The 19,997-nt window shown below is 71.5% G+C and carries 20 protein-coding genes; 5 read left to right on the top strand and 15 right to left on the bottom strand.

The genetic code is table 11. The features are described from left to right. Positions 1–461: 461 nt before the first annotated feature. From ACFWU9_RS25545 to ACFWU9_RS25510, 8 genes are all read right to left on the bottom strand, one after another. Positions 462–1,223, bottom strand: coding sequence for a DUF3159 domain-containing protein (locus ACFWU9_RS25545; protein ID WP_384322253.1), 762 nt, complete (start codon positions 1,221–1,223; stop codon positions 462–464). A gap of 3 nt (positions 1,224–1,226) precedes the next feature. After that, entirely contained in the window at positions 1,227–1,613 is a 387-nt protein-coding gene (locus ACFWU9_RS25540) for an OB-fold nucleic acid binding domain-containing protein (RefSeq protein WP_189109070.1), read from the bottom strand. A 33-nt stretch (positions 1,614–1,646) separates the two neighbouring features. Next, the gene (locus ACFWU9_RS25535) at positions 1,647–2,369 is read right to left on the bottom strand and encodes a response regulator (protein WP_384322251.1); all 723 of its coding nucleotides are present in this window, start codon (positions 2,367–2,369) and stop codon (positions 1,647–1,649) included. A gap of 29 nt (positions 2,370–2,398) precedes the next feature. Next, entirely contained in the window at positions 2,399–4,942 is a 2,544-nt protein-coding gene (locus ACFWU9_RS25530; protein ID WP_384322249.1) for a DUF4118 domain-containing protein, read from the bottom strand. Positions 4,943–5,084: 142 nt separating this feature from the next. Further along, the gene (locus ACFWU9_RS25525) at positions 5,085–5,819 is read right to left on the bottom strand and encodes an ABC transporter ATP-binding protein (protein WP_384322247.1); all 735 of its coding nucleotides are present in this window, start codon (positions 5,817–5,819) and stop codon (positions 5,085–5,087) included. Positions 5,820–6,021: 202 nt separating this feature from the next. Next, positions 6,022–6,795: a DUF3710 domain-containing protein gene (locus ACFWU9_RS25520; RefSeq protein ID WP_384322245.1), complete on the bottom strand. Its 774-nt coding sequence runs from the start codon at positions 6,793–6,795 to the stop codon at positions 6,022–6,024. 1 nt (position 6,796) lies between these two features. Next, a complete protein-coding gene (gene dut, locus ACFWU9_RS25515; RefSeq protein WP_384322242.1) occupies positions 6,797–7,330 on the bottom strand; it encodes a dUTP diphosphatase in 534 nt (177 codons plus the stop codon). Beyond that, positions 7,327–7,947, bottom strand: a complete 621-nt coding sequence (locus ACFWU9_RS25510) for a PaaI family thioesterase (protein ID WP_384322240.1) — start codon at positions 7,945–7,947, stop codon at positions 7,327–7,329. Before ACFWU9_RS25510 ends, dut begins: the two co-directional genes overlap by 4 nt. A gap of 58 nt (positions 7,948–8,005) precedes the next feature. On the opposite strand from ACFWU9_RS25510, the gene ACFWU9_RS25505 reads away from it, so the two are divergent. Continuing rightward, positions 8,006–8,494, top strand: coding sequence for a DUF3093 domain-containing protein (locus tag ACFWU9_RS25505; protein ID WP_384322238.1), 489 nt, complete (start codon positions 8,006–8,008; stop codon positions 8,492–8,494). Positions 8,495–8,524: 30 nt separating this feature from the next. On the opposite strand, the gene ACFWU9_RS25500 is transcribed toward ACFWU9_RS25505, so the two are convergent. The 4 genes from ACFWU9_RS25500 to ACFWU9_RS25485 form a co-directional block, all read right to left on the bottom strand. Continuing rightward, positions 8,525–9,442: a hypothetical protein gene (locus tag ACFWU9_RS25500; RefSeq protein WP_384322236.1), complete on the bottom strand. Its 918-nt coding sequence runs from the start codon at positions 9,440–9,442 to the stop codon at positions 8,525–8,527. Between the two features lie 13 nt (positions 9,443–9,455). Beyond that, positions 9,456–9,752 (bottom strand): DUF4193 domain-containing protein, encoded by a 297-nt coding sequence (locus ACFWU9_RS25495; protein ID WP_023538148.1) that lies wholly within the window; start codon positions 9,750–9,752, stop codon positions 9,456–9,458. A 391-nt stretch (positions 9,753–10,143) separates the two neighbouring features. Then, on the bottom strand, positions 10,144–11,385 hold the full coding sequence (locus tag ACFWU9_RS25490; RefSeq protein ID WP_384322234.1) for a sensor histidine kinase: 1,242 nt from the start codon (positions 11,383–11,385) through the stop codon (positions 10,144–10,146). Between the two features lie 5 nt (positions 11,386–11,390). Continuing rightward, a complete protein-coding gene (locus ACFWU9_RS25485; protein ID WP_384322232.1) occupies positions 11,391–12,044 on the bottom strand; it encodes a response regulator transcription factor in 654 nt (217 codons plus the stop codon). A gap of 350 nt (positions 12,045–12,394) precedes the next feature. Here ACFWU9_RS25485 and ACFWU9_RS25480 point away from each other — a divergent pair, with 350 nt between their 5' ends. Next, positions 12,395–12,568: a hypothetical protein gene (locus ACFWU9_RS25480; protein ID WP_384322230.1), complete on the top strand. Its 174-nt coding sequence runs from the start codon at positions 12,395–12,397 to the stop codon at positions 12,566–12,568. Positions 12,569–12,697: 129 nt separating this feature from the next. Here ACFWU9_RS25480 and ACFWU9_RS25475 read toward each other — a convergent pair whose 3' ends face one another. Beyond that, positions 12,698–13,498, bottom strand: coding sequence for an inositol monophosphatase family protein (locus tag ACFWU9_RS25475; RefSeq protein WP_384322228.1), 801 nt, complete (start codon positions 13,496–13,498; stop codon positions 12,698–12,700). A gap of 131 nt (positions 13,499–13,629) precedes the next feature. Beyond that, a complete protein-coding gene (locus ACFWU9_RS25470) occupies positions 13,630–14,757 on the bottom strand; it encodes a ferrochelatase (RefSeq protein WP_384322226.1) in 1,128 nt (375 codons plus the stop codon). A gap of 155 nt (positions 14,758–14,912) precedes the next feature. Here ACFWU9_RS25470 and ACFWU9_RS25465 point away from each other — a divergent pair, with 155 nt between their 5' ends. Beyond that, positions 14,913–16,178, top strand: a complete 1,266-nt coding sequence (locus ACFWU9_RS25465; protein WP_384322225.1) for an MFS transporter — start codon at positions 14,913–14,915, stop codon at positions 16,176–16,178. Then, complete coding sequence (locus tag ACFWU9_RS25460) at positions 16,120–17,457, top strand: D-arabinono-1,4-lactone oxidase (protein WP_384322223.1); 1,338 nt, start codon at positions 16,120–16,122, stop codon at positions 17,455–17,457. The genes ACFWU9_RS25465 and ACFWU9_RS25460 overlap by 59 nt, the downstream gene beginning before the upstream one ends. Before the next feature lie 13 nt (positions 17,458–17,470). Here the strand turns inward: ACFWU9_RS25460 and ACFWU9_RS25455 are convergent, their stop codons facing one another. Continuing rightward, positions 17,471–18,313: a hypothetical protein gene (locus ACFWU9_RS25455; protein WP_384322221.1), complete on the bottom strand. Its 843-nt coding sequence runs from the start codon at positions 18,311–18,313 to the stop codon at positions 17,471–17,473. Positions 18,314–18,801: 488 nt separating this feature from the next. On the opposite strand from ACFWU9_RS25455, the gene sepH reads away from it, so the two are divergent. Further along, a complete protein-coding gene (sepH, locus tag ACFWU9_RS25450; protein WP_384322219.1) occupies positions 18,802–19,854 on the top strand; it encodes a septation protein SepH in 1,053 nt (350 codons plus the stop codon). Positions 19,855–19,997 lie beyond the last annotated feature (143 nt).

The following is a 19,997-nucleotide window of genomic DNA, read 5'->3' as shown; positions in this document are numbered from 1 at the left end:
GTGCCGGTGGTTGCCGGGTGCCGCGGGGTCGCCTGCGACGGGCTGGCCGGTTCGCGTGCGGGTCCGTGCCTGGTTGGGGTCGGCCTCAAGCGCCGGCCGGGCTGGGGGTGGTCCCGGTGGTTGCCGGGTGCCGCTCCGGGGTCATGCCCGGACGGCGTGATTTACGCCGCGTGCACCCCTCGTCGGCCCCAGGGGAACCGGGTCGTCCACGCGGCACAAATCAGCCTGAGTGTCCGGACACGACCCCTGCGCGTCCCCCTTCCCCCCGCGGACCGGAGGGGCTTGAACAGCGCCACGTGACGGCGTGAGGGGGGCGGGGGCGCAGGAGGGGTGCGTTCGGACACTCGGGCTGATTTGTGGCGCGGGACCAACGAACCCCGCACGCGCCGTAAATCACGCCGTCCGGACATACCCCTCCGGAGACTCCGAACCCCGCCCGTCGGCAGACAACCGCGACCCGGCTACTCCTGCTGCTGCTCCCGGGAAGCACGCTTCGCGGCGCGCTCCGCCTCCTCCTCCGCCTCCATCTCGGCGAAGACGTCGATCGGCGCCGGCGCCTTCGCCAGGAACACCCACGTCAGATAGACCGCCAGCAGGAACGGCGGGATCTTCAGGGACACCAGCACCCAGCCCAGCTGCTCCGTGTCCGCCCACCAGTACAGCGGGAAGAGGATCGCGCACTTCGCGAGGAGGATGAACCCCCACGCGTAACTCGCCTTCGTGTACGCCGCCTTGCGCCCCGGGTTCCGCGTACGCCAGGACAGGTTCTCCTTGAAGACCGGCCCCAGGATCAGCCCGATCAGCGGCGCTCCCGCCAGACTGGTCCCGATGTACGCGACGGCCAGCCCCAGCGTGTAGAGCATGCCCGGCAGATAGAAGTCCTTCGCCTCGCCGGTCATCATCGCGAAGACCACGCCGAAGGCGACCCCGAAGACACCGCTGAAGGCGTGCTTCACGGTGTCGCGGCGGATCAGCCGGACCACGACCAGGAGCAGCGAGACCGCGAGCGCGGCGATCGCCGAGATGTGCAGGTCCTTGTTGATCGTGAAGATCGTGACGAAGAGCAGCCCGGGGACGACCGTCTCCACCATGCCCCGCACGCCGCCGAACGCCTCGAAGAGCGCGGCCTCGGTCACGGCCCTGGCTTCGGCTTCGGCCCCTGGGTCGGTGCCCTGGGGCGCGTTGGGGTCTGTCGTCGCGGCGGGCTTGTCGATTGACGTCACCGGCTACTCCTGTCCGAGCGGTCGGAGTTCGTATTTAGGGTTGAACAGCACCCTACGGCCGTGGCTCATGGAGATCCGGCCGGATGCGATGAGCTTGCGGCCCGGTTCTATGCCCGCGATGGAGCGCCGTCCCAGCCACACCACGTCCAGGGGCGCGGTGCCGTCGAACAGCTCCGCCTCCAGCGCGGGCACGCCGGCACGCGGACGCAGGGTGACCGTCCGCAACGTACCAGTCACCTTCACTATCTGGCGGTCGCCACAGTCACTGATCCGTGTGCAGCCCGAGGCCTGCGCGTCCTCCCGCAGCTCCTCGGACTCCAGATCCTCCTGGGAGCTGGAGAGCCGGTCGAGCATCCGGCGGAAGCGGCCGGTCGGCTTCTCAGCACTCATGGCTGAAGCGTACCGGGGTCCGGGGCCGCGGGATCATCGGTCGAACCGGTAGCCCATGCCGGGCTCGGTGACGAAGTGCCTGGGGTGCGAGGGATCCGCCTCCAGCTTGCGGCGGAGCTGGGCCATGTAGACCCGCAGATAGTTGGTCTCCGTGCCGTAGGAGGGCCCCCAGACCTCCTGGAGGAGCTGTTTCTGGCTGACGAGGCGGCCGGTGTTGCGTACGAGGACCTCCAGGAGGTGCCACTCGGTCGGGGTGAGCCGTACGTCGCGGCCCTCCCGGTTCACCTTCTTGGCCACGAGGTCGACGGTGAAGCCCTCCGTCTCGACGATGGCGACGCTGTCGTCGTCGCCGGAGCCGACGGGCTCCGCGCGGCGGACGGCGGCGCGCAGTCGGGCGAGGAGTTCGTCCATGCCGAAGGGCTTGGTGACGTAGTCGTCGGCGCCGGCGTCCAGCGCCTCGACCTTCTCGTCGGAGGTCTGGCGCGCGGAGAGCACCAGGATCGGTACGCGGGTCCAGCCGCGCAGGCCCCTGATGACCTCCACGCCGTCCATGTCGGGCAGCCCGAGGTCGAGCACGACGACGTCCGGGTGGCGGGCCGCGGCGAGCTCCAGGGCGCTCGCGCCGTCGGCCGCGGCGTCGACCTCGTACTTGCGGGCCTTGAGGTTGATCACGAGCGCGCGCACGATCTGCGGCTCGTCGTCGACCACGAGCACCCTCACGGGCCCTCGGGAGTCTCCCGCGGGGGGCGGCGCCATGGTGGCCTGCCTTTCTGCTGTGCCGCCGGTCATGAGACGACGTGGGCGGGCAGTTCGGGGCCGGCGGACGCGAGGCCCGGTACGGCCGTGAGATCGAGGACCATCGTGAGTCCGCCGCCGGGGGTGTCCTCGGCGGTGAGGGTGCCGTCCATGGCGTCCACGAAGCCGCGGGCGACGGCGAGGCCGAGACCCACGCCCGCTCCGCGCGGGGCGTCCCCGTGGCGCTGGAAGGGCTCGAAGATGCGTTCCTTGGCCTCGTCGGGGACGCCGGGGCCGCGGTCCACGACGCGCAGTTGTACGCGGGCGCCGAGCGAGCTGGCGGCGACGGTGACGCGGGTGCCGTCGGGGCTGTACTTGACGGCGTTCTCGACGATGTTGGCCACGGCGCGCTCCAGCAGGCCGGGGTCGACGGCGACCATCGGCAGGTACTCCGGGATGTCCAGGACGACGCTGCTCTCGGGAACGCCGCCGAGGGCCATCGGGACGACCTCGTCGAGGTCGATCTCGCGGATGAGCGGGGTGACGGTGCCGGTCTGGAGCCGCGACATGTCGAGGAGGTTGCCGACGAGGTGGTCGAGCCGGTCGGCGCCGTTCTCGATGCCTTCGAGGAGTTCGGCGTGGTCCTCGTCGGACCATTCGACGTCGTCGGAGCGGAGCGAGGTGACGGCGGCCTTGATGGCGGCCAGGGGGGTGCGCAGGTCGTGGCTGACGGCCGCCAGCAGGGCCGTGCGTATCCGGTTGCCCTCGGCGAGCCTGCGGGCGTCCTCGGCCTCGCCGACGAGTCGCTGGCGGTCCAGGACGACGGCGGCCTGGGCGGCGAAGGCGGAGAGCACCCGGCGGTCCTCGGCGGGCAGCACCCGGCCGGAGAGGGCGAGCGCCATGTGGTCGCCGACGGGCATGTCGACGTCGGCCTCGTCGGGGCGGACGACGGGCCGGGGCCCGACGCTGCCCGCGCAGGTCCACGGGTCGACGTCGCTGGTGCGTTCCAGCAGCGCGACGGACTCCATGGAGAACGTCTCGCGTACGCGCTCCAGCAGGGCGTTCAGGGTGGTCTCGCCCCGTAGCACGCTGCCTGCCAGGAAGGAGAGGATCTCCGACTCGGCCCTGAGTCTGGCCGCCTGGTGGGTGCGGCGGGCCGCCAGGTCGACCACGGAGGCCACGGAGACGGCGACCGCGAAGAAGATCACGATGGCGACGATGTTCCGGGGGTCCTGGATGGTGAGGTTGTGGGTCGGCGGGGTGAAGTAGAAGTTCAGCAGCAGCGAGCCGACGGCGGCCGACGCGAGGGCCGGGCGCAGCCCGCCCAGGAGCGCCGCGAGGACGGTCAGGAAGAGGAAGAGCAGGACGTCGTTGGCCAGGCCCAGGGTGTCGTTGACGGCAGTGAGCAGCAGCGTCAGCAGGATGGGCGCGACGACGCCGGCGAGCCAGCCGGAGATGATCCGCGAGCGGCCGAGGCGGGCCCCGTGCGCGACGGGCAGCCCCCGGCCCTTGGCGACCTCCTCGTGGGTGACGATGTGGACGTCCAGGTCGGGGCCCGACTCACGGGCGACGGTGGCGCCGACGCCGGGCCCGAAGATGTACTGCCAGGCCTTGCGGCGGCTGGAGCCGAGGACGATCTGGGAGGCGTTGACACCGCGCGCGAACTCCAGCAGCGCCGAGGGGACGTCGTCCCCGATCACGTGGTGGAAGGTGCCGCCGAGGTCTTCGACGAGTTTGCGCTGGACGGCCAGTTCCTTGGGCGAGGCGGAGGTGAGGCCGTCGCTGCGGGCGATGTAGACGGCGAGGATCTCGCCGCCCGATCCCTTGGCGGCCATCCGGGCGGCGCGACGGATGAGCGTACGGCCCTCGGGGCCGCCCGTGAGGCCGACGGCGATACGTTCCCGGGCCTGCCAGGTGGTGCGGATGTTGTGCTCGCCGCGGTACTGCTGGAGGTACTCGTCGACCCGGTCGGCGGTCCACAGCAGGGCGAGTTCGCGCAGTGCGGTGAGGTTGCCGGGACGGAAGTAGTGCGACAGCGCGGCATTGACCTTGTCCGGCTGGTAGATGTTGCCGTGTGCCATACGGCGGCGCAGCGCCTGGGGCGACATGTCGACGAGTTCGATCTGGTCCGCCCGCCGGACCATCTCGTCGGGGACGGTCTCCCGCTGCCGTACGCCGGTTATCGACTCGACGACATCGCCGAGTGACTCCAGGTGCTGGATGTTGACGGTCGAGACGACGTCGATGCCGGCCTGGAGCAGTTCCTCGACGTCCTGCCAGCGTTTGGGGTTGCGGGAGCCCGGCACATTGGTGTGGGCCAGTTCGTCCACCAGGGCGACGGCGGGACGACGCTCGATGACGGCGTCCACGTCCATCTCGGTGAAGACGGTGCCTCGGTGCGGCAGCTCCCGCCGGTGGATCTGTTCGAGCCCCTGGAGCATGACCTCGGTGCGTGGCCGGTTGTGGTGCTCCACGAACGCCACGACGCAGTCGGTGCCGCGCTCGACACGCCGGTGCGCCTCGGAAAGCATCGCGTACGTCTTGCCGACGCCCGGTGCCGCGCCCAGGTAGATCCTCAGCTTGCCGCGTCCCATGGCCCCATTGTCTTCTCACCGGGCCGCTGCGTCCCCTCGCGGCTCCTTGTCCGAAACTACAGCCAAGGATGCCGCCAAAACGGACATCCGGCGGTGACGGGGTCCGTCTTGACACGATTCTGATGGCCCGGGCGGCCGGGCCCTACTCGCTGCGCGGGTGTTCCACGAGATGACCGTCGGCCAGTTCGACGACCCGGTCGGCGAGGCCGAGGAGCTGGGCGTCGTGGGTGGCCACCAGCGCGGTGACGCCCTCCCCGCGTACGACGGCGCGCAGCAGTTCCATCACCGCGAGCCCCGTCTCCGCGTCCAGCTGTCCGGTGGGCTCGTCGGCGATCAGCAGGGCCGGCCGGTTCGCGAGGGCGCGGGCGATGGCGACGCGCTGCTGCTGGCCTCCGGAGAGTTCGCCGGGCCGTTGCGCGGCGTGGTCGCCGAGGCCGACGAGGGCGAGCAGCAGCGCCACCCGCTCCTCGCGCTCGCGCGGATCGGCCCTGCGCAGCCGCAGGGGGACGCCGACGTTCTCGGCGGCGGTGAGGACGGGAAGCAGTCCGAAGGACTGGAAGATGAAGCCGATGCGGTCGCGGCGCAGGGCGAGCAGTCCGCTCTCGCCGAGCGTGGAGAGGTCCGTGCCGTCGACGACGATCCGTCCTTCGTCCGGGGTGTCGAGGCCCCCGACGAGGTTGAGCAGGGTGGTCTTGCCCGATCCCGAGCGGCCCTTGAGCGCGACCAGCTCCCCGCGCGGCACGGTGAGGGACACCCCGCGCAGCGCGTGGACGGCCGCCGCGCCGGTGCCGTACGAGCGGTGCAGCCCGGTCACCCGCACCATGGGCTCCGCCGTCCCGGCGGCGACGGCCGCGCCGGTGCTGACGCTCTCGGTCATGGACTCTTCCCCCGTACGGTGCCGGACTTCCGGGCGTCAGTATGTGCGCGGCGCGTGCGGCCGGGCAACGGTGACGGTCCCCCCGGACACCGGGAACAGCGGTGGGCCGCGCTCCCGTCCGGGAGTACGGCCCACGGCACGTGTCGGGGCATGGGCTGTGCTCCCCGGGCGTCCCCGGGGAGTGCCGTGCGAGGCGAGCGGGTCAGCGCACCTCGGTGATCTCGGGGCCCCGCTGGAGCTGCCCCATGCCACCGGCGAAGCGGGAACCTTCCTGCTCCTCGGCCTGCTGCACGCCCTCGGCGACCATCTGCGCGTCGTCGGGCAGCTTCAGGACGATCGGGTCACGGGGCGCCATCGGGCCCTCGCCGCGGACGACGACCGTGTCCCGGAAGATCTGCTCCAGCAGTCCGGCGGCGTCGGGCTGCACCGCGCCCTGGCCGGAGATCACTCCGCGCAGGAACCAGCGCGGCCCGTCGACGCCGATGAAGCGCACGAGCTGTACGCCACCGGTGCCGTCGGGGAGCTGCACCGGCACCTGGGCCCGCAGCTCCCAGCCGAGCGGGCCCTCGACCTCGTCGATGATGCCGCCCTGCTGCGTGATGCCCGAGGCGATCTCCTCGCGCACCTCGCTCCAGATGCCCTCCTTCTTGGGGGCGGCGAAGGCCTGGAGCTGGACGGCGCTGTCGCGTACGACGACGGTCGCCGCGACGATCGCGTCGCCCGCCACCTCTACACGGAGCTCCATTCCGTCGACCCCGGGCACGAAGATGCCGCCCAGGTCGACCCGGCCCTCGTCGGGCTTGGAGACCTCGGAGATGTCCCACGGCCCGTCGGGCCTGGGAGCCGGGGGAAGATTCACCCGGCGGGGCCTCTCGGCCCCCTGCTCCTTGTCATCGGCGTCGATGTCGTCGACGACCTGCTCGGCCTCGCCCGCCGTGTCCTCGGCGGTACCGCTCTTCTTGCGACGTCCGAACACGTCACTGTCCTTCCCGGTCGGATACGACCGATGCGTATCGATTCCCGCCCTGTGAAGCGCCCACCGCGGCATGACCTCCGGTGGACCCGAAGCCCCCCTCGGCCCGTGCCGAGCCGGGAAGCTCCGCCACCTCGTGGAAGCGCACCTTCTCGACCTGCTGGACGACCAGTTGGGCAATCCGGTCGAACCGCTCGAACCGCACCGTCTCGCGCGGATCGAGATTGACCACGATCACCTTGATCTCCCCACGGTACCCGGCATCCACCGTCCCCGGGGCATTCACCAAGGCCACTCCGCAACGGGCGGCCAGCCCGGATCGCGGGTGCACGAAGGCGGCGTACCCCTCGGGCAGCGCGAGGGAAACCCCGGTGGGCAGCACGGCGCGTTCGCCCGGAGCGAGATCGGCGGCCTCGGTGGTCACCAGATCGACGCCGGCGTCGCCGGGGTGCGCGTACGAGGGGAGCGGCACCTCCGGGTCGGTCCGGCGGATCAACACGTCGACGGGGGTGCCGGGGGTGCCGGGACTACGGCTCATGGGTTCACCTCGAAGGCGCGGGCGCGCCTGACCTGGTCGGGATCGGCCATGGCCGCCCGGATCTCCTCCTGGCGGCCGTTGTCGATGAAGTGGTCGACCTTGACCTCGACGAAGAGGGCGTCGGCGCGCAGCGCCAGCGGGCCCTCGGGGCCGCCGAGCCGGCCGGTGGCGGAGCAGAAGATCTTCCGGCCGCTCACGGCGGTGGCCTCGGCGGCCAGGAAGAGCACCGTGCCCACGGGTACGGGCCGGACGAAGTCCGTCTCCAGCTTCCCGGTCACGGCGACCACGCGCAGCAGCCAGTGCAGCGCGCCGAGCGACTCGTCGAGCGCGGTGGCGAGGACCCCGCCGTGCGCGAGGCCGGGGGCGCCCTGATGGGCGGGCCGTACGGTGAACTCGGCGGTGATCGTGACACCTTCGCCGGCCCTGGCCTGGAGATGCAGACCGTGGGGCTGCTCGTCGCCGCAGCCGAAGCAGTGCGCGTAGTGCGAGCCGAGGAGTTCCCCGGGGGCCGGGGCGTCCGGGTGCCGTACCGGTGCTATGGCGCCGGCGGGAGGCGTCAGGGCCGGCGACCTGGCGGGGACTCGGGGGCGCTTCCCCGGGGAGGGCACAGTACTCACAGCCGCAGACCTTACCCGCGCGGCTACCGGCCGGTCGCACCGTGCCAAGCTTGGCTCCATGGAGCATGCAGCGGCGCCTTACGACGAACGTCTCACCGCACCGGGTTCCTGGTGGGTGATCACCGCTCTCGTCGCCCTCTCGGGCGGTCTCATCCTGCTGCCGCTGGGCACGGTGCCGATGCTGGGGGCCGTGGTCGTGACGGGGCTGCTGGCGGCCCTGGCGGTCAGTTCGTACGGCTCCGCGCGCGTACGGGTGGTGGCCGGCTCACTGGTCGTGGGCAATGCCCGGATCCCGGTGTCGGCCCTCGGCGACGCCGAGGTGCTGGCCGGTGAGGAGGCGCGCGCCTGGCGCATGCACAAGGCCGATCCGCGCGCCTTCATGCTGCTGCGCAGCTACATCCCGACGGCGCTGCGGGTGGAGGTCACGGACACGACGGACCCGACACCGTACGTGTATGTGTCGACCCGGAGGCCAAGGGCGCTCGCGGCGGCGCTGGACGCCGTACGTGAGGCCGAGTCCGGGGGCGGGGCACACGGCGCGGTCTGAGGGACCGGGCCGGAGCCGGCGGCAGGGGCCCTAGCGGCCCAGTTCCCTCGGCAGCTCGGGCGGCAGCTCCTTGGGCTGCTCAAGGGGCGGCAGCGGGGGCAGGGCGTCCCAGGAGACCTGGCGGGCGCGCAGGTCCTTGCGGATGCGCTCGGCGACCTTCTGGGTGTCACGCCGGTTCATCATCGCGCCGACGGCCGCTCCGATCATGAACGGCACCAGGTTCGGCAGGCTGCGGACCGTGCGCTTCATGATCTGCTGGCGCAGTTCGCGCTTCATCCGGCCGGTGAGCGCCGAGTTGAGCGTCGCGGGTTTCGTTATGTCGACGCCGCGCTCCTCGGTCCACGCGGTCAGGTACGCGACGCTGCGCTGCTTGAGATTGCCGGGCGGACGCAGGCCGTAGACCTCGTGCAGCTCGGCGATGAGTTTGAGTTCGATCGCGGCGACCGCCGTGATCTCGGCGGCCAGCTCGGCCGGCATCGCGGGCGGTACGGGCATCATCGCGACCGCGCCGATTCCGGCGCCGACCGTGGAGCTGCTGTTCGCCGCGCCCGCGACGAGTCTGTCGGCGAGCTCTTCGGGCCCGAGGCCCGGGAACTGCCTTTGGAGCGTGGCGAGATCACGGACGGGAACGCGCGGGGCGTTGTCGATGATCCGGTCCGCGATGTGCGCGAGCCCCGCCCTGGCGCTCGCGCCGCCTTTCTGTATGCCCCGCCGCACTCTGCCCAGGCGGCCGGCCCCGGTCACGGGCCCGTCGTCGTCTCCCCGGGCGGCTGCGAGCGAGGCCTGGAGGCCTCGCTCGTCGTCGTCGGACATGCCGGAGTGGGGCAGGAGAGCGGAGTGCTCGGCAGCGGGCGTGGGGCCTTCTGCCGGGCCCGAGCCGCTCCGGTACGCCTCCGGTGCGTTCTTGCGCCGGAAACGCCGTTTCCTGGACGGTGTCTCACCTGCCACGACCGACCGCTCCTCAGTCGCAGTCGCGGCAGATCGGCTGACCGTTCTTCTCCCGGGACAGCTGGCTGCGGTGGTGCACGAGGAAGCAGCTCATGCAGGTGAACTCGTCCGCCTGCCTGGGCAGTACACGAACCGACAGCTCCTCGTTGGAGAGGTCGGCCCCGGGCAGCTCCAGTCCCTCGGCCTGCTCGAACTCGTCCACGTCGACCGCGGACGTCGACTTGTCGTTCCGACGGGCCTTCAGTTCCTCAAGGCTGTCGGAATCGACGTCGTCATCGGTCTTGCGTGGGGTGTCGTAATCCGTTGCCATGTCGCTTCTCCCCCTCTGGGTTTCATCGGTGTCTCAGCGCACGTAACGCGTGAGAGGCCGGACTTGTGCCCGACCTGAGGCGGAGATTTTGCCTCACATCAAGGTCTGTTACTCAATCGACACCCAACCGGACACTTGCTGAGTGATCGGCTTTGGGTGGCGAACCGGACCGTACACGGTCCGAATGTCGTACTTCACGGGCGCCACCCCGTGTACTTCCCGTGATCCCGACCCCTGGAAACCCGGATTTTCCCGGCTTTCCGTCAGGGGCTTGATCACAGAGAGTGCGAGGCTTGAATTCGCCCCTGTGATCGATCACACAGCACCCAACCGGGAACGGGTCCCGAAAATTCCGCGCAAAGCGAACTCCGCTCCGATCCGGAGCGAAAGTTCAGACGGGAAGAGTGACACGCATCACGAGCCCGCCTCCTTCGCGGGGCTCCGCGATGATACGGCCCCCGTGGGCCCGCGCGACCGAGCGGGCGATCGACAGGCCGAGCCCGACGCCCTTGTCGCTGCCGGTGCGCTCCGTACGGAGGCGCCGGAACGGCTCGAAGATGTTGTCGATCTCGTACGCGGGAACGACCGGTCCCGTGTTCGAGACCAGCAGCACCGCCACACCGTGGTCCACCGTGGTCGTGACCTCGACCCAGCCCTCCTCCTTGACGTTGTAGCGGACGGCGTTCTGTACGAGGTTGAGCGCGATCCGCTCCAGCAGGACGCCGTTGCCCTGCACGACCGCCGCCGCGCGCTCACCGCGGATCGCGACGCCCTTCGCCTCGGCCTCGCCGCGTGTCTGGTCGACGGCGCGGGTCGCCACCTCGGCGAGGTCGACGGGTTTGCGCTCGACGAGCTGGTTGTCACTGCGGGCGAGCAGCAGCAGACCCTCCACCAGCTGTTCGCTGCGTTCGTTCGTGGCCAGCAGCGTCCTGCCGAGCTGCTGGAGCTCCACGGGAGCCGCCGGGTCGGAGAGCTGGACCTCCAGCAGCGTGCGGTTGATCGCCAGGGGCGTACGCAGCTCGTGGGAGGCGTTGGCGACGAAGCGCTGCTGCGCGGTGAAGGCCCGCTCCAGCCGCTCCAGCATCTCGTCGAAGGTGTCGGCCAGCTCCTTCAGCTCGTCGTCCGGGCCGTCCAGCTCGATCCTGCGGGCCAGGTCGCTGCCGACCACGCGACGGGCGGTGCGGGTGATCCGGCCCAGCGGGGACAGGACCCGGCCGGCCATGGCGTAACCGAACGCGAAAGCGATGATGGAGAGCCCGGTGAGGGCGAAGAGCGAGCGGGTGAGCAGGTCGTCGAGCGCCTGCTGGCGCTGCGCGGCCATGCACGCCTTGAGCGAGTTGTTCAGCTGGTTGTTGTCGACGGCCTGATTGAGACTGGGGCAGGTGGGACTCGTCAACTGGACGTTGACGCCGGTCACCTTGAGGGTCAGCTCGCTGCCCTCGTTGATGGCCTGGGCCGCCAGCAGATAGATGATCGAGAGCAGCAGGATCCCGGCGATCAGGAACATCCCGCCGTACAGCAGCGTCAGACGTATCCGGATGGTCGGCCGGACCCAGGGCAGCGCCTGGTCGGGCCGCCTCGGGTCCCAGGTCGGCTTCGGAGGCGCCGTGGGAGGCGCCGGGGTGGTTGCCACGGGCATCAGATCCGGTAACCGGAGCCGGGCACGGTGACGATCACGGGCGGCTCGCCGAGCTTGCGGCGCAGCGTCATGACCGTCACGCGCACGACATTCGTGAACGGGTCGGTGTTCTCGTCCCAGGCCTTCTCCAGCAGCTGCTCCGCGGAGACCACGGCGCCCTCGCTGCGCATCAGCACTTCGAGGACGGCGAACTCCTTGGGCGCGAGCTGGACCTCCTTGCCGTCCCGGAAGACCTCGCGGCGGTTCGGGTCGAGCTTGATCCCCGAACGTTCCAGGACGGGCGGCAGCGGGACGGTCGTACGGCGGCCGAGCGCCCGTACGCGGGCGGTCAGCTCGGTGAAGGCGAAGGGCTTGGGCAGGTAGTCGTCGGCACCCAGCTCCAGGCCCTCGACCCGGTCGCTGACATCGCCGGACGCCGTGAGCATCAGCACCCGGGTGGGCATGCCGAGCTCGACGATCCTGCGGCAGACGTCGTCGCCGTGGACCAGCGGGAGGTCGCGGTCGAGCACGACGACGTCGTAGTCGTTGACCCCGATCCGCTCCAGGGCGGCGGCGCCGTCGTACACGACGTCGACGGCCATGGCCTCCCGGCGCAGACCGGTGGCCACCGCATCGGCGAGCAGCTGCTCGTCCTCGACGACGAGTACGCGCACGTCGCTGTCCTTCCTCTGGGCCCTTTGCCGGAGAACCGGGGAACCGGGCAGGTCGTAGCACTGGCTGTGCGGGCCCATCCTGCCCGCTACGCGCATAAACCGGCGGTAAGACAATGCCGTCCGCCCGGCATACGGCGGGAATACGCAAGATTCTTGAATCTCGGGAGGTTTCTGGCGGAGTCGGCCTGGGGATGACGACTCCACACCCGAGATCACGCCCTTCGTGGCATGCCACTACCCGCTCTGTCCCCCAGAGGGAGTGGTGCGTGATCGCCGTCGGCACTTCCAGGTGCCACTTGACCACGACGCCGGCACACCCCCGTGCCATCGACCCACGCCGAGGGGGCGCAATGGACGCATTCACCGCAGGTCTTCTGCAGCGCATAAGGGCCACGGAATCCGATCTCACACGGGCTCGTGAGACGGGCGACGACTTCCTGGCGGAGGTCGAGCAGGAAGAGCTCGATGATCTGCACCGCCTCGCCGCGGAGCACGGCGTTCAGTTCGGCGCCGCCAACGTGTGATCCGTACGGGAAGGACCCCGGCGCCGTTTCCCGGCGCCGGGGTCCTTCCGTGTCCGGGGTCCTTCCGCGTCCGGGTCCTTCTGTGTGTCCGGGGCCCGGCCGGGCGGTGCGAGGGGGTCCGGCGGGTGATCAGTCGTGCCAGGCGCCGTACTCCTCCAGCAGCGCCTGGAGCGGTTCGAAGACGCCGGGGGTCGCCGCCACGGCGAGGTCGCCGTCGGCCGGGGCGCCGGGACGGCCACCGGTCAGCGCGCCCGCCTCGCGGGCCACGAGATCGCCGGCCGCGAGGTCCCACGGATGCAGCCCGCGCTCGTAGTAGCCGTCCAGCCGGCCGGCCGCGACGTCGCAGAGGTCGACGGCCGCGGAGCCGCCGCGCCGGATGTCCCGCAGCTGGGGGATCAGCCGGGCCGCCAGGGCCGCCTGGTGGGCGCGGACGGCGGTGACGTAGTTGAAGCCGGTCGAGACCAGCGCCTGGTCGAGCGGCGGCGCCGGGCGGCAGCTCACGGGACGGTCGTTCAGGTACGCGCCGCCGCCCAGCACGGCCCGGAAGGTCTCGCGGCGCATCGGGGCCTCGACGACACCGACGAGGGTCTCGCCGTCGCGTTCGGCGGCGATGGAGACGGCCCAGGTCGGCAGCCCGTAGAGATAGTTGACCGTGCCGTCCAGCGGGTCGATCACCCAGCGGACACCGCTGCTGCCCGGTGAACTCGCGCCCTCCTCACCGAGGAAGCCGTCGTCGGGCCGGTTCTCGGCCAGGAAGCCCGTGATCAGTTTCTCGGCCGCGATGTCCATCTCCGTGACGACGTCGATCGGACTGGACTTCGTCGCGGCCACGCCCAGGTCGGCGGGGCGGCCGTCGCGCAGCAGCGCCCCGGCCCTGCGGGCGGCCTCCAGGGCGAGGGAGAGCAGTTCGGGGACGAGGGGGTCGGTCACGGGCAGGTCACTCCTCGGGAGGGCACCGGGCGATGCGACGGGCGTCGGGCGGGCGAGGGGCAGAAGGCGGAGCGGGGCCGGTACGAGGGCGTCCCGGCCGGCGGGGGCCGGGCCCCGGAAGCGGCCGGGCGTCAGGCGTAGGGGCTGTCGGCACCGGCGGCCGCCGGACGGGGCGTCCTCGCCGGGCAGCAGCCGACCGGACAGAGGTCGTGGCTGGGCCCGAGCGCACCGAGCGCACACCGCTCCGTGGGGCGCTCCTCCTCGGTCGCAGCGCGCTCCAGGAGCAGCTCCCGTACGGCCCCGACGAACCGCTCGTCGGCCCCGACGGTCGCCGAACGCCGGACGGGCAGGCCCAGTTCGGCGGCCTTCGCCGTGGCCTCGGTGTCCAGGTCGTACAGCACCTCCATATGGTCCGAGACGAACCCGATGGGCACCATGACGACGGCCGGCGCCCCGGCCTCGTGCACGGTCTGGAGGTGGTCGCAGATGTCGGGCTCCAGCCACGGGATGTGCGGCGCCCCGCTGCGCGACTGGTAGACGAGCCGCCAGGGGTGCTCGACACCGGTCTCCTCGCGCACCAGGCCGGCGATCAGCCGCGCCACGTCCAGGTGCTGGGCGACGTACGCGCCGCCGTCGCCGTGGACCTCGACGGGGCCCGAGGTGTCGGCGGCGGCGACCGGCACGGAGTGGGTCGTGAAGGCCAGGTGCGCCCCCGCGCGTACGTCCTCGGGAAGGTCGGCGAGGGACGCGAGCACACTGTCGGCCATCGGCCGTACGAAGCCGGGGTGGTTGAAGTAGTGCCGCAGCTTGTCGACGCGGGGCGGCTCCAGGCCCTCCTCGATCAGTGTCGCCAGCGCGTCCGCGAGGTTCTCGCGGTACTGGCGGCAGCCCGAGTACGAGGCGTAGGCGCTGGTCGCGAGGACGGCGACCCGGCGCCTGCCGTCCCGGGCCATCTCCCGCAGGGCGTCGGTCAGATAGGGCGCCCAGTTCCGGTTGCCCCAGTAGACGGGCAGCTCCAGGCCGTGCTCCTCGAAGTCCTTGCGCAGGGCGTGGAGCAGGACACGGTTCTGCTCGTTGATCGGGCTGACTCCACCGAACAGGAAGTAGTGCCGGCCGACCTCTTTGAGCCGTTCCTTCGGGATGCCCTTGCCTCGCGTCACGTTCTCCAGGAACGGAACCACGTCGTCGGGGCCCTCCGGGCCTCCGAAGGAGAGCAGGAGAAGGGCGTCGTAGGGGGAAGTCGCACGCTGATCGGGCATGCCCACGATCCTGCCATCCGCCGCTGACGGGCGGTGAACCGCGGCACGTTCCCCGGCCACCGGGCCGTAAGCTGTCCGGGCCTTTTCATTCCTTACCGCCAGTGCCCCGCGGCCGTGCCCGCCGTCACTCGCGACAGCGCACACCGGAGCGAGACGTGGCCAGTCCCTACCGCGCGATATTCGCCGCGCCCGGCACCCGGGGATTCAGCGCGGCCGGTCTGGTCGGCCGGATGCCGCTGTCCATGATGGGCATCGGCGTCGTGACGATGATCTCGCAGATCACCGGGCGTTACGGGCTGGCGGGCGCGCTGTCGGCGACCCTCGCGATGTCCGCCGCCGGAATGGGTCCGCTGATCTCCCGGCTGGTGGACCGGCACGGCCAGCGGCGGGTGCTGCGGCCCGCCGCGCTGACCGCCGTGACGGCGGTCGCCGGACTGATGGTGTGCGCCCAGCGCTCTGCCCCGGAGTGGACTCTCTTCGTCTTCGCGGCGGGCGCGGGCTGTGTGCCGAGCGTGGGGTCGATGGTCCGGGCGCGGTGGGCGGAGATCTACCGGGGGTCGCCGCGCGAGCTGCACGCCGCGTACTCCTGGGAGTCGATCGTCGACGAGCTGTGCTTCATCTTCGGGCCGATCATCGCGATCGGTCTGTCCACGGCCTGGTTCCCGGAGGCGGGGCCGATGCTGGCCGCGCTCTTCCTGCTGGCCGGTGTCTTCTGGCTGACGGCGCAGCGGGCCACCGAGCCCGTGCCGCATCCCCGTGGGCACCACACCGGGGGCACCGCGCTGGCCTCCCCCGGTCTGCGGGTCCTCGTGGTGACGTTCGTGGCGACCGGCGCGATCTTCGGGTCCATCGACGTGGTGACGGTGGCGTTCGCCGAGGAGCGGGGGAACAAGGCGGCGGCGAGCCTGGTCCTCGCGGTGTACGCGCTCGGTTCCTGTCTCGCCGGGGCCGTCTTCGGGCTGCTGGACCCGCGCGGCACCGCGTCCGGGAGGTGGCTGGTGGGAGTCTGCGCGATGGCCGTGAGTATGATCCCCCTCCAACTGGCCGGGAATCTGCCGATCCTGGCCGTGGCGCTCTTCGTCGCCGGTCTGTCGATCGCACCCACGATGGTGACGACCATGGCCCTCGTCGAAACGCACGTACCGCGTACCAAGCTCACCGAGGGCATGACCTGGGTCAGTACCGGGCTCGCCGTCGGAGTGGCGCTCGGCTCCTCCGCCGCGGGATGGGTCGTCGACGCCTCCGGAGCGCGTACGGGGTTCGCTGTGCCCGTCCTGTCGGGAGCCGCCGCGGCCCTGGTCGCGCTGGTGGGCCACCGCCGGCTGCGGGAGCGGCCAACGGATCGGGAGGGGCACGGGGCCGATGACCAACACCGGTACGGGCGGGGCGACGACGAGGTACCCGGCACACACCTGGCGTAACTGGGCGGGGAACGTGAGCGCGCGCCCCTCGCGCACATTCTCCCCCGCCTCCGTGGAGGAACTCGCCGACGCCGTCCGTACGGCCGCCGCCGACGGGCTGCGGGTCAAGGCGGTCGGCAGCGGCCACTCGTTCACCTCGGCGGCCGCCACGGACGGACTGCTGATACGGCCCGAACTCCTCACCGGCATCCGGGAGATCGACCGGCAGGCGGGCACCGTCACCGTCGCGGCGGGGACCCCGCTGAGGCGGCTGAACGAGGCCCTGGCGAGGGAGGGCCTGTCGCTCACCAACATGGGCGACATCATGGATCAGACCGTCGCCGGCGCGACGTCCACGGGCACGCACGGCACCGGCCGCGACTCGGCCTCGATCTCGGCGCAGATTCGCGCGCTGGAACTCGTCACCGCGGACGGCTCGGTCCTCACGTGCTCGCCGACCGAGAATCCGGAGATCTTCGCCAGTGCCCGGGTCGGGCTCGGCGCGCTCGGGATCATCACGGCGATCACCTTCGCCGTGGAGCCCGTCTTCCTGCTGAGGGCGCGCGAGGAGCCCATGGACTTCGAGCGGGTGACGGCCGACTTCGACGGGCTCGTCGCGGAGAACGAGCACTTCGAGTTCTACTGGTTCCCGCACACCGGCAACTGCAACACCAAGCGCAACAACCGCAGCGCGGGCCCGGCGGCCCCGGCCGGCGCGGTCAGCGGATGGATCGAGGACGAGTTCCTCTCCAACGGGCTCTTCCAGGTCGCCTGTTCGGTCGGCAGGGTGGTGCCCGGGGTGATCCCCACGATCGCCAGGATCACCAGCCGCGCCCTCTCCGCCCGTACGTACACGGACATTCCTCACAAGGTCTTCACGACCCCGCGCCGGGTGCGCTTCGTGGAGATGGAGTACGCCCTGCCGCGCGAGGCCGCCGTGGACGCGCTGCGCGAGGTCAAGGCGATGATCGAGCGCTCCCCACTACGGGTGAGTTTTCCGGTGGAGGTGCGGACGGCGCCCGCCGACGACATCCCGCTGTCGACGGCGTCCGGCCGGGAGACGGCGTACATCGCGGCGCATCTGTACCGAGGCACGCCCTACCGCTCGTACTTCACGGCCGTGGAGCGGATCATGACGGCGCACGAGGGCAGGCCGCACTGGGGCAAGGTGCACACCCGGGACGCGGCGTATCTGGCCGGGGTCTATCCGCGCTTCGAGGAGTTCACGGCCGTACGCGACCGGCTGGACCCGGAGCGGCTGTTCGGCAATCCGTATCTGCGGCGGGTCGTCGGCGGGTAGTCCCGCCCCTTCCTCAGCCGGACGGGGTCGGCGCCGGGGCGGTGGCCGGCGGGGGTGGGACGGTGCCGTCCCCGGGTCCGCCGGGTCCGCCGGATCCGCCGTCCGGCCGCGAGGTGTCCGGCGACGGCGGGGCCGAAGGGCCGCCGGTCTCCGGGGGGTTCGAGGGCTCGGGGCTCCGCCCGTCGCCCGGTGCGGACGGGGTGGCCGGGGTGTCGCTCGGGCCGGTGCCCGGGTCGGTGCCGGTGCCCGGGGAGCCGTCGGAGGGGCTCGTTCCGCCGTCCTTCGGCCCGGCCGGTCCGCCCGGTGAGGAGTCGCGGCCGGTGTCCCCGCCGCGTACGACGGAGCTGAAGGTCGTTCCCTTGCCGCCGCTCAGGTCCTGGCCGGCGGCCAACTCGTAGCCGGTGACGGCGACCATCGCCACGGCGAAGACGACGCCGGCCGCGACGACGGAGCGTCTCCAGCCCCGTACCCGCGTGCCGTACGTGGTGGCCGACCCGAACTCGCCCTGGGCGGGCGGCTCCCGGCGAGACCGGTCGGCGCCCGGCGGGTCCGGGGCCGTGGGCGGCGGACCGGTGTCGTACACCTGGCGCGCCTTCGGCCTCACCTGCACCGAGACCTCCCGCAGTTGATCACCGGTGCGCCGGAACAGATGCTGGAAGACCGGGCCGCCGCTGGTCGCGACCACGCTGACCACACCGGCGCCGATGATCGTGCCGTACACGCCGAGCCTGGAGGCGAGCACCGCCGCCGCGACGGCGGCGAGCGCGCTTCCCGCGACCTGCGGCAGGCTCAGTTCGAGCCGTCCGGGCGCGGCGCTCCCGCCGGTGCCGGTGTCCGTCTTCCGGCTCTGATCCATCTCCGACCTCTGCTCACCCGTCCGTGTTCACCGTGCACCAGGAAAGAACCTGTGAGCGAATCGGATGGTTCCGCTTCGGGAGATTGTGTGAATTGGCACACCCGCGGGGGTTACGGACGCCCCCTCAACTGCCCTGCCTCCGGAGAACTTCGATGGCGTGGCAGTCCACCCCGATGGTCCGAATGGAGTACTGTGGCGAGCCCTGGGGCCGGACTCCCTCACAGGTGTCCGGATCTACGGGAGGGGGCCGAAGTGGCACTCGATCCGGCGGCGCGATGGCACCGCACGGGCGCCTGCTACACAGCGTGACCAGGTCTGTCACTCTGCGTCGCAAACAGGTAACCGTGTCATGACGGCGTTCCAGGGCCCATGCCCGACACGCCGGGCAACTCGGCAAGGTTGTGGCAGGCTGCACCCGGGCAGGTCACACTCGACTAGCGGAAGCAGCGACGCACGTGACGTCGGCAGGCACCACCCGGGAGGTCCCCATGCCCGAACTGCGTGTCGTGGCCGTCTCCAACGACGGCACACGACTGGTGCTCAAGGCTGCCGACAGCACGGAGTACACGCTCCCCATCGACGAGCGGCTGCGCGCGGCCGTACGCAACGACCGTGCCCGGCTCGGCCAGATCGAGATCGAGGTGGAGAGCCACCTCAGACCCCGTGACATCCAGGCGCGGATACGGTCCGGAGCCTCCGCCGAGGAGGTCGCCCAGATGGCCGGGATCCCGGTCGACCGGGTCCGGCGCTTCGAGGGCCCCGTGCTGGCGGAGCGTGCCTTCATGGCCGAGCGCGCCCGGAAGACGGCCGTGCGACGTCCCGGCGAGAACACCGGTCCCCAGCTGGGCGAGGCGGTGCACGAGCGGCTGCTCATGCGCGGCGCCGAGAAGGAGACCGCGCAGTGGGACTCGTGGCGCCGCGACGACGGCACCTGGGAAGTCCTGCTCGTCTACCGGGTCGCGGGTGAGACGCACTCGGCGAGCTGGACGTACGACCCGCCCCGGCGGCTCGTCCAGGCCGTCGACGACGAGGCGCGCTCACTGATCGGGGAGACGGACGACTCGCTCGCCGTCGCCACGAAGGAGCCGAGCTTTCCGTTCGTACCGCGTATCGCGCGGCTGCCGAGGGATCGCGAGCGGCCTCTCGACCGCGCCCTGGAACGGCAGTCGGACCGGCCGCCGACGGCGGACCCGGACGAGGACACCAGCGAGCGCGACACCCTGACCAGCCTGCTGGAGGCGGTGCCGAGCTTCCGGGGCGACATGGTGGTCCCGGAGCGGCCGTCGCAGCCGGAGCCGCCGGCGATCGAGCCGGGTCAGGCGCCCGAGGAGGAGGAGCCGGTGGCACCGGCCGCCTCGGCGGGCGCGGGGTCGGCGTACGCGGACGTGCTGATGCCGCGTTCGGTGGCGGGCCATCGCGACCGGCTGACCGGCACGACCGACCGCCAGGCGGAGGCCGACGGGGTACGGCCGGGCCGCCGTGCCGCCGTGCCGAGCTGGGACGAGATCGTGTTCGGCACCCGCCGCAAGAAGCAGGACTGAGCGGGGGCGGGACCGCCAAGGAGCAGGACCGAGCGGCAGTGGGCCGGGGGGGGGGGGGGCCGCCGGCGCCCCCCCCCCCCCCCCCGCCAGAAAAACAAAAAAAAACAAAAACACACACCAAAAAAAAAAAAAAAGGAGGGAGG

The organism is Streptomyces sp. NPDC058653 (genome assembly GCF_042716895.1).
GTDB lineage: Bacteria > Actinomycetota > Actinomycetes > Streptomycetales > Streptomycetaceae > Streptomyces.
Note: the sequence above shows the minus strand (reverse complement) of the source record. Positions and strands in the feature narration are given on the sequence as shown.

Excerpts from the sequence above, each read along its gene's own strand:
- ACFWU9_RS25540 (WP_189109070.1), bottom strand. The coding sequence starts at position 1,613 with ATGAGTGCTGAGAAGCCGACCGGCCGCTTCCGCCGGATGCTCGACCGG.
- ACFWU9_RS25535 (WP_384322251.1), bottom strand. The coding sequence starts at position 2,369 with ATGGCGCCGCCCCCCGCGGGAGACTCCCGAGGGCCCGTGAGGGTGCTC.
- ACFWU9_RS25530 (WP_384322249.1), bottom strand. The coding sequence starts at position 4,942 with ATGGGACGCGGCAAGCTGAGGATCTACCTGGGCGCGGCACCGGGCGTC.
- ACFWU9_RS25525 (WP_384322247.1), bottom strand. The coding sequence starts at position 5,819 with ATGACCGAGAGCGTCAGCACCGGCGCGGCCGTCGCCGCCGGGACGGCG.
- dut (WP_384322242.1), bottom strand. The coding sequence starts at position 7,330 with ATGAGCCGTAGTCCCGGCACCCCCGGCACCCCCGTCGACGTGTTGATC.
- ACFWU9_RS25505 (WP_384322238.1), top strand. The coding sequence starts at position 8,006 with ATGGAGCATGCAGCGGCGCCTTACGACGAACGTCTCACCGCACCGGGT.
- ACFWU9_RS25495 (WP_023538148.1), bottom strand. The coding sequence starts at position 9,752 with ATGGCAACGGATTACGACACCCCACGCAAGACCGATGACGACGTCGAT.
- ACFWU9_RS25480 (WP_384322230.1), top strand. The coding sequence starts at position 12,395 with ATGGACGCATTCACCGCAGGTCTTCTGCAGCGCATAAGGGCCACGGAA.
- ACFWU9_RS25470 (WP_384322226.1), bottom strand. The coding sequence starts at position 14,757 with ATGCCCGATCAGCGTGCGACTTCCCCCTACGACGCCCTTCTCCTGCTC.
- ACFWU9_RS25460 (WP_384322223.1), top strand. The coding sequence starts at position 16,120 with ATGACCAACACCGGTACGGGCGGGGCGACGACGAGGTACCCGGCACAC.
- ACFWU9_RS25455 (WP_384322221.1), bottom strand. The coding sequence starts at position 18,313 with ATGGATCAGAGCCGGAAGACGGACACCGGCACCGGCGGGAGCGCCGCG.
- sepH (WP_384322219.1), top strand. The coding sequence starts at position 18,802 with ATGCCCGAACTGCGTGTCGTGGCCGTCTCCAACGACGGCACACGACTG.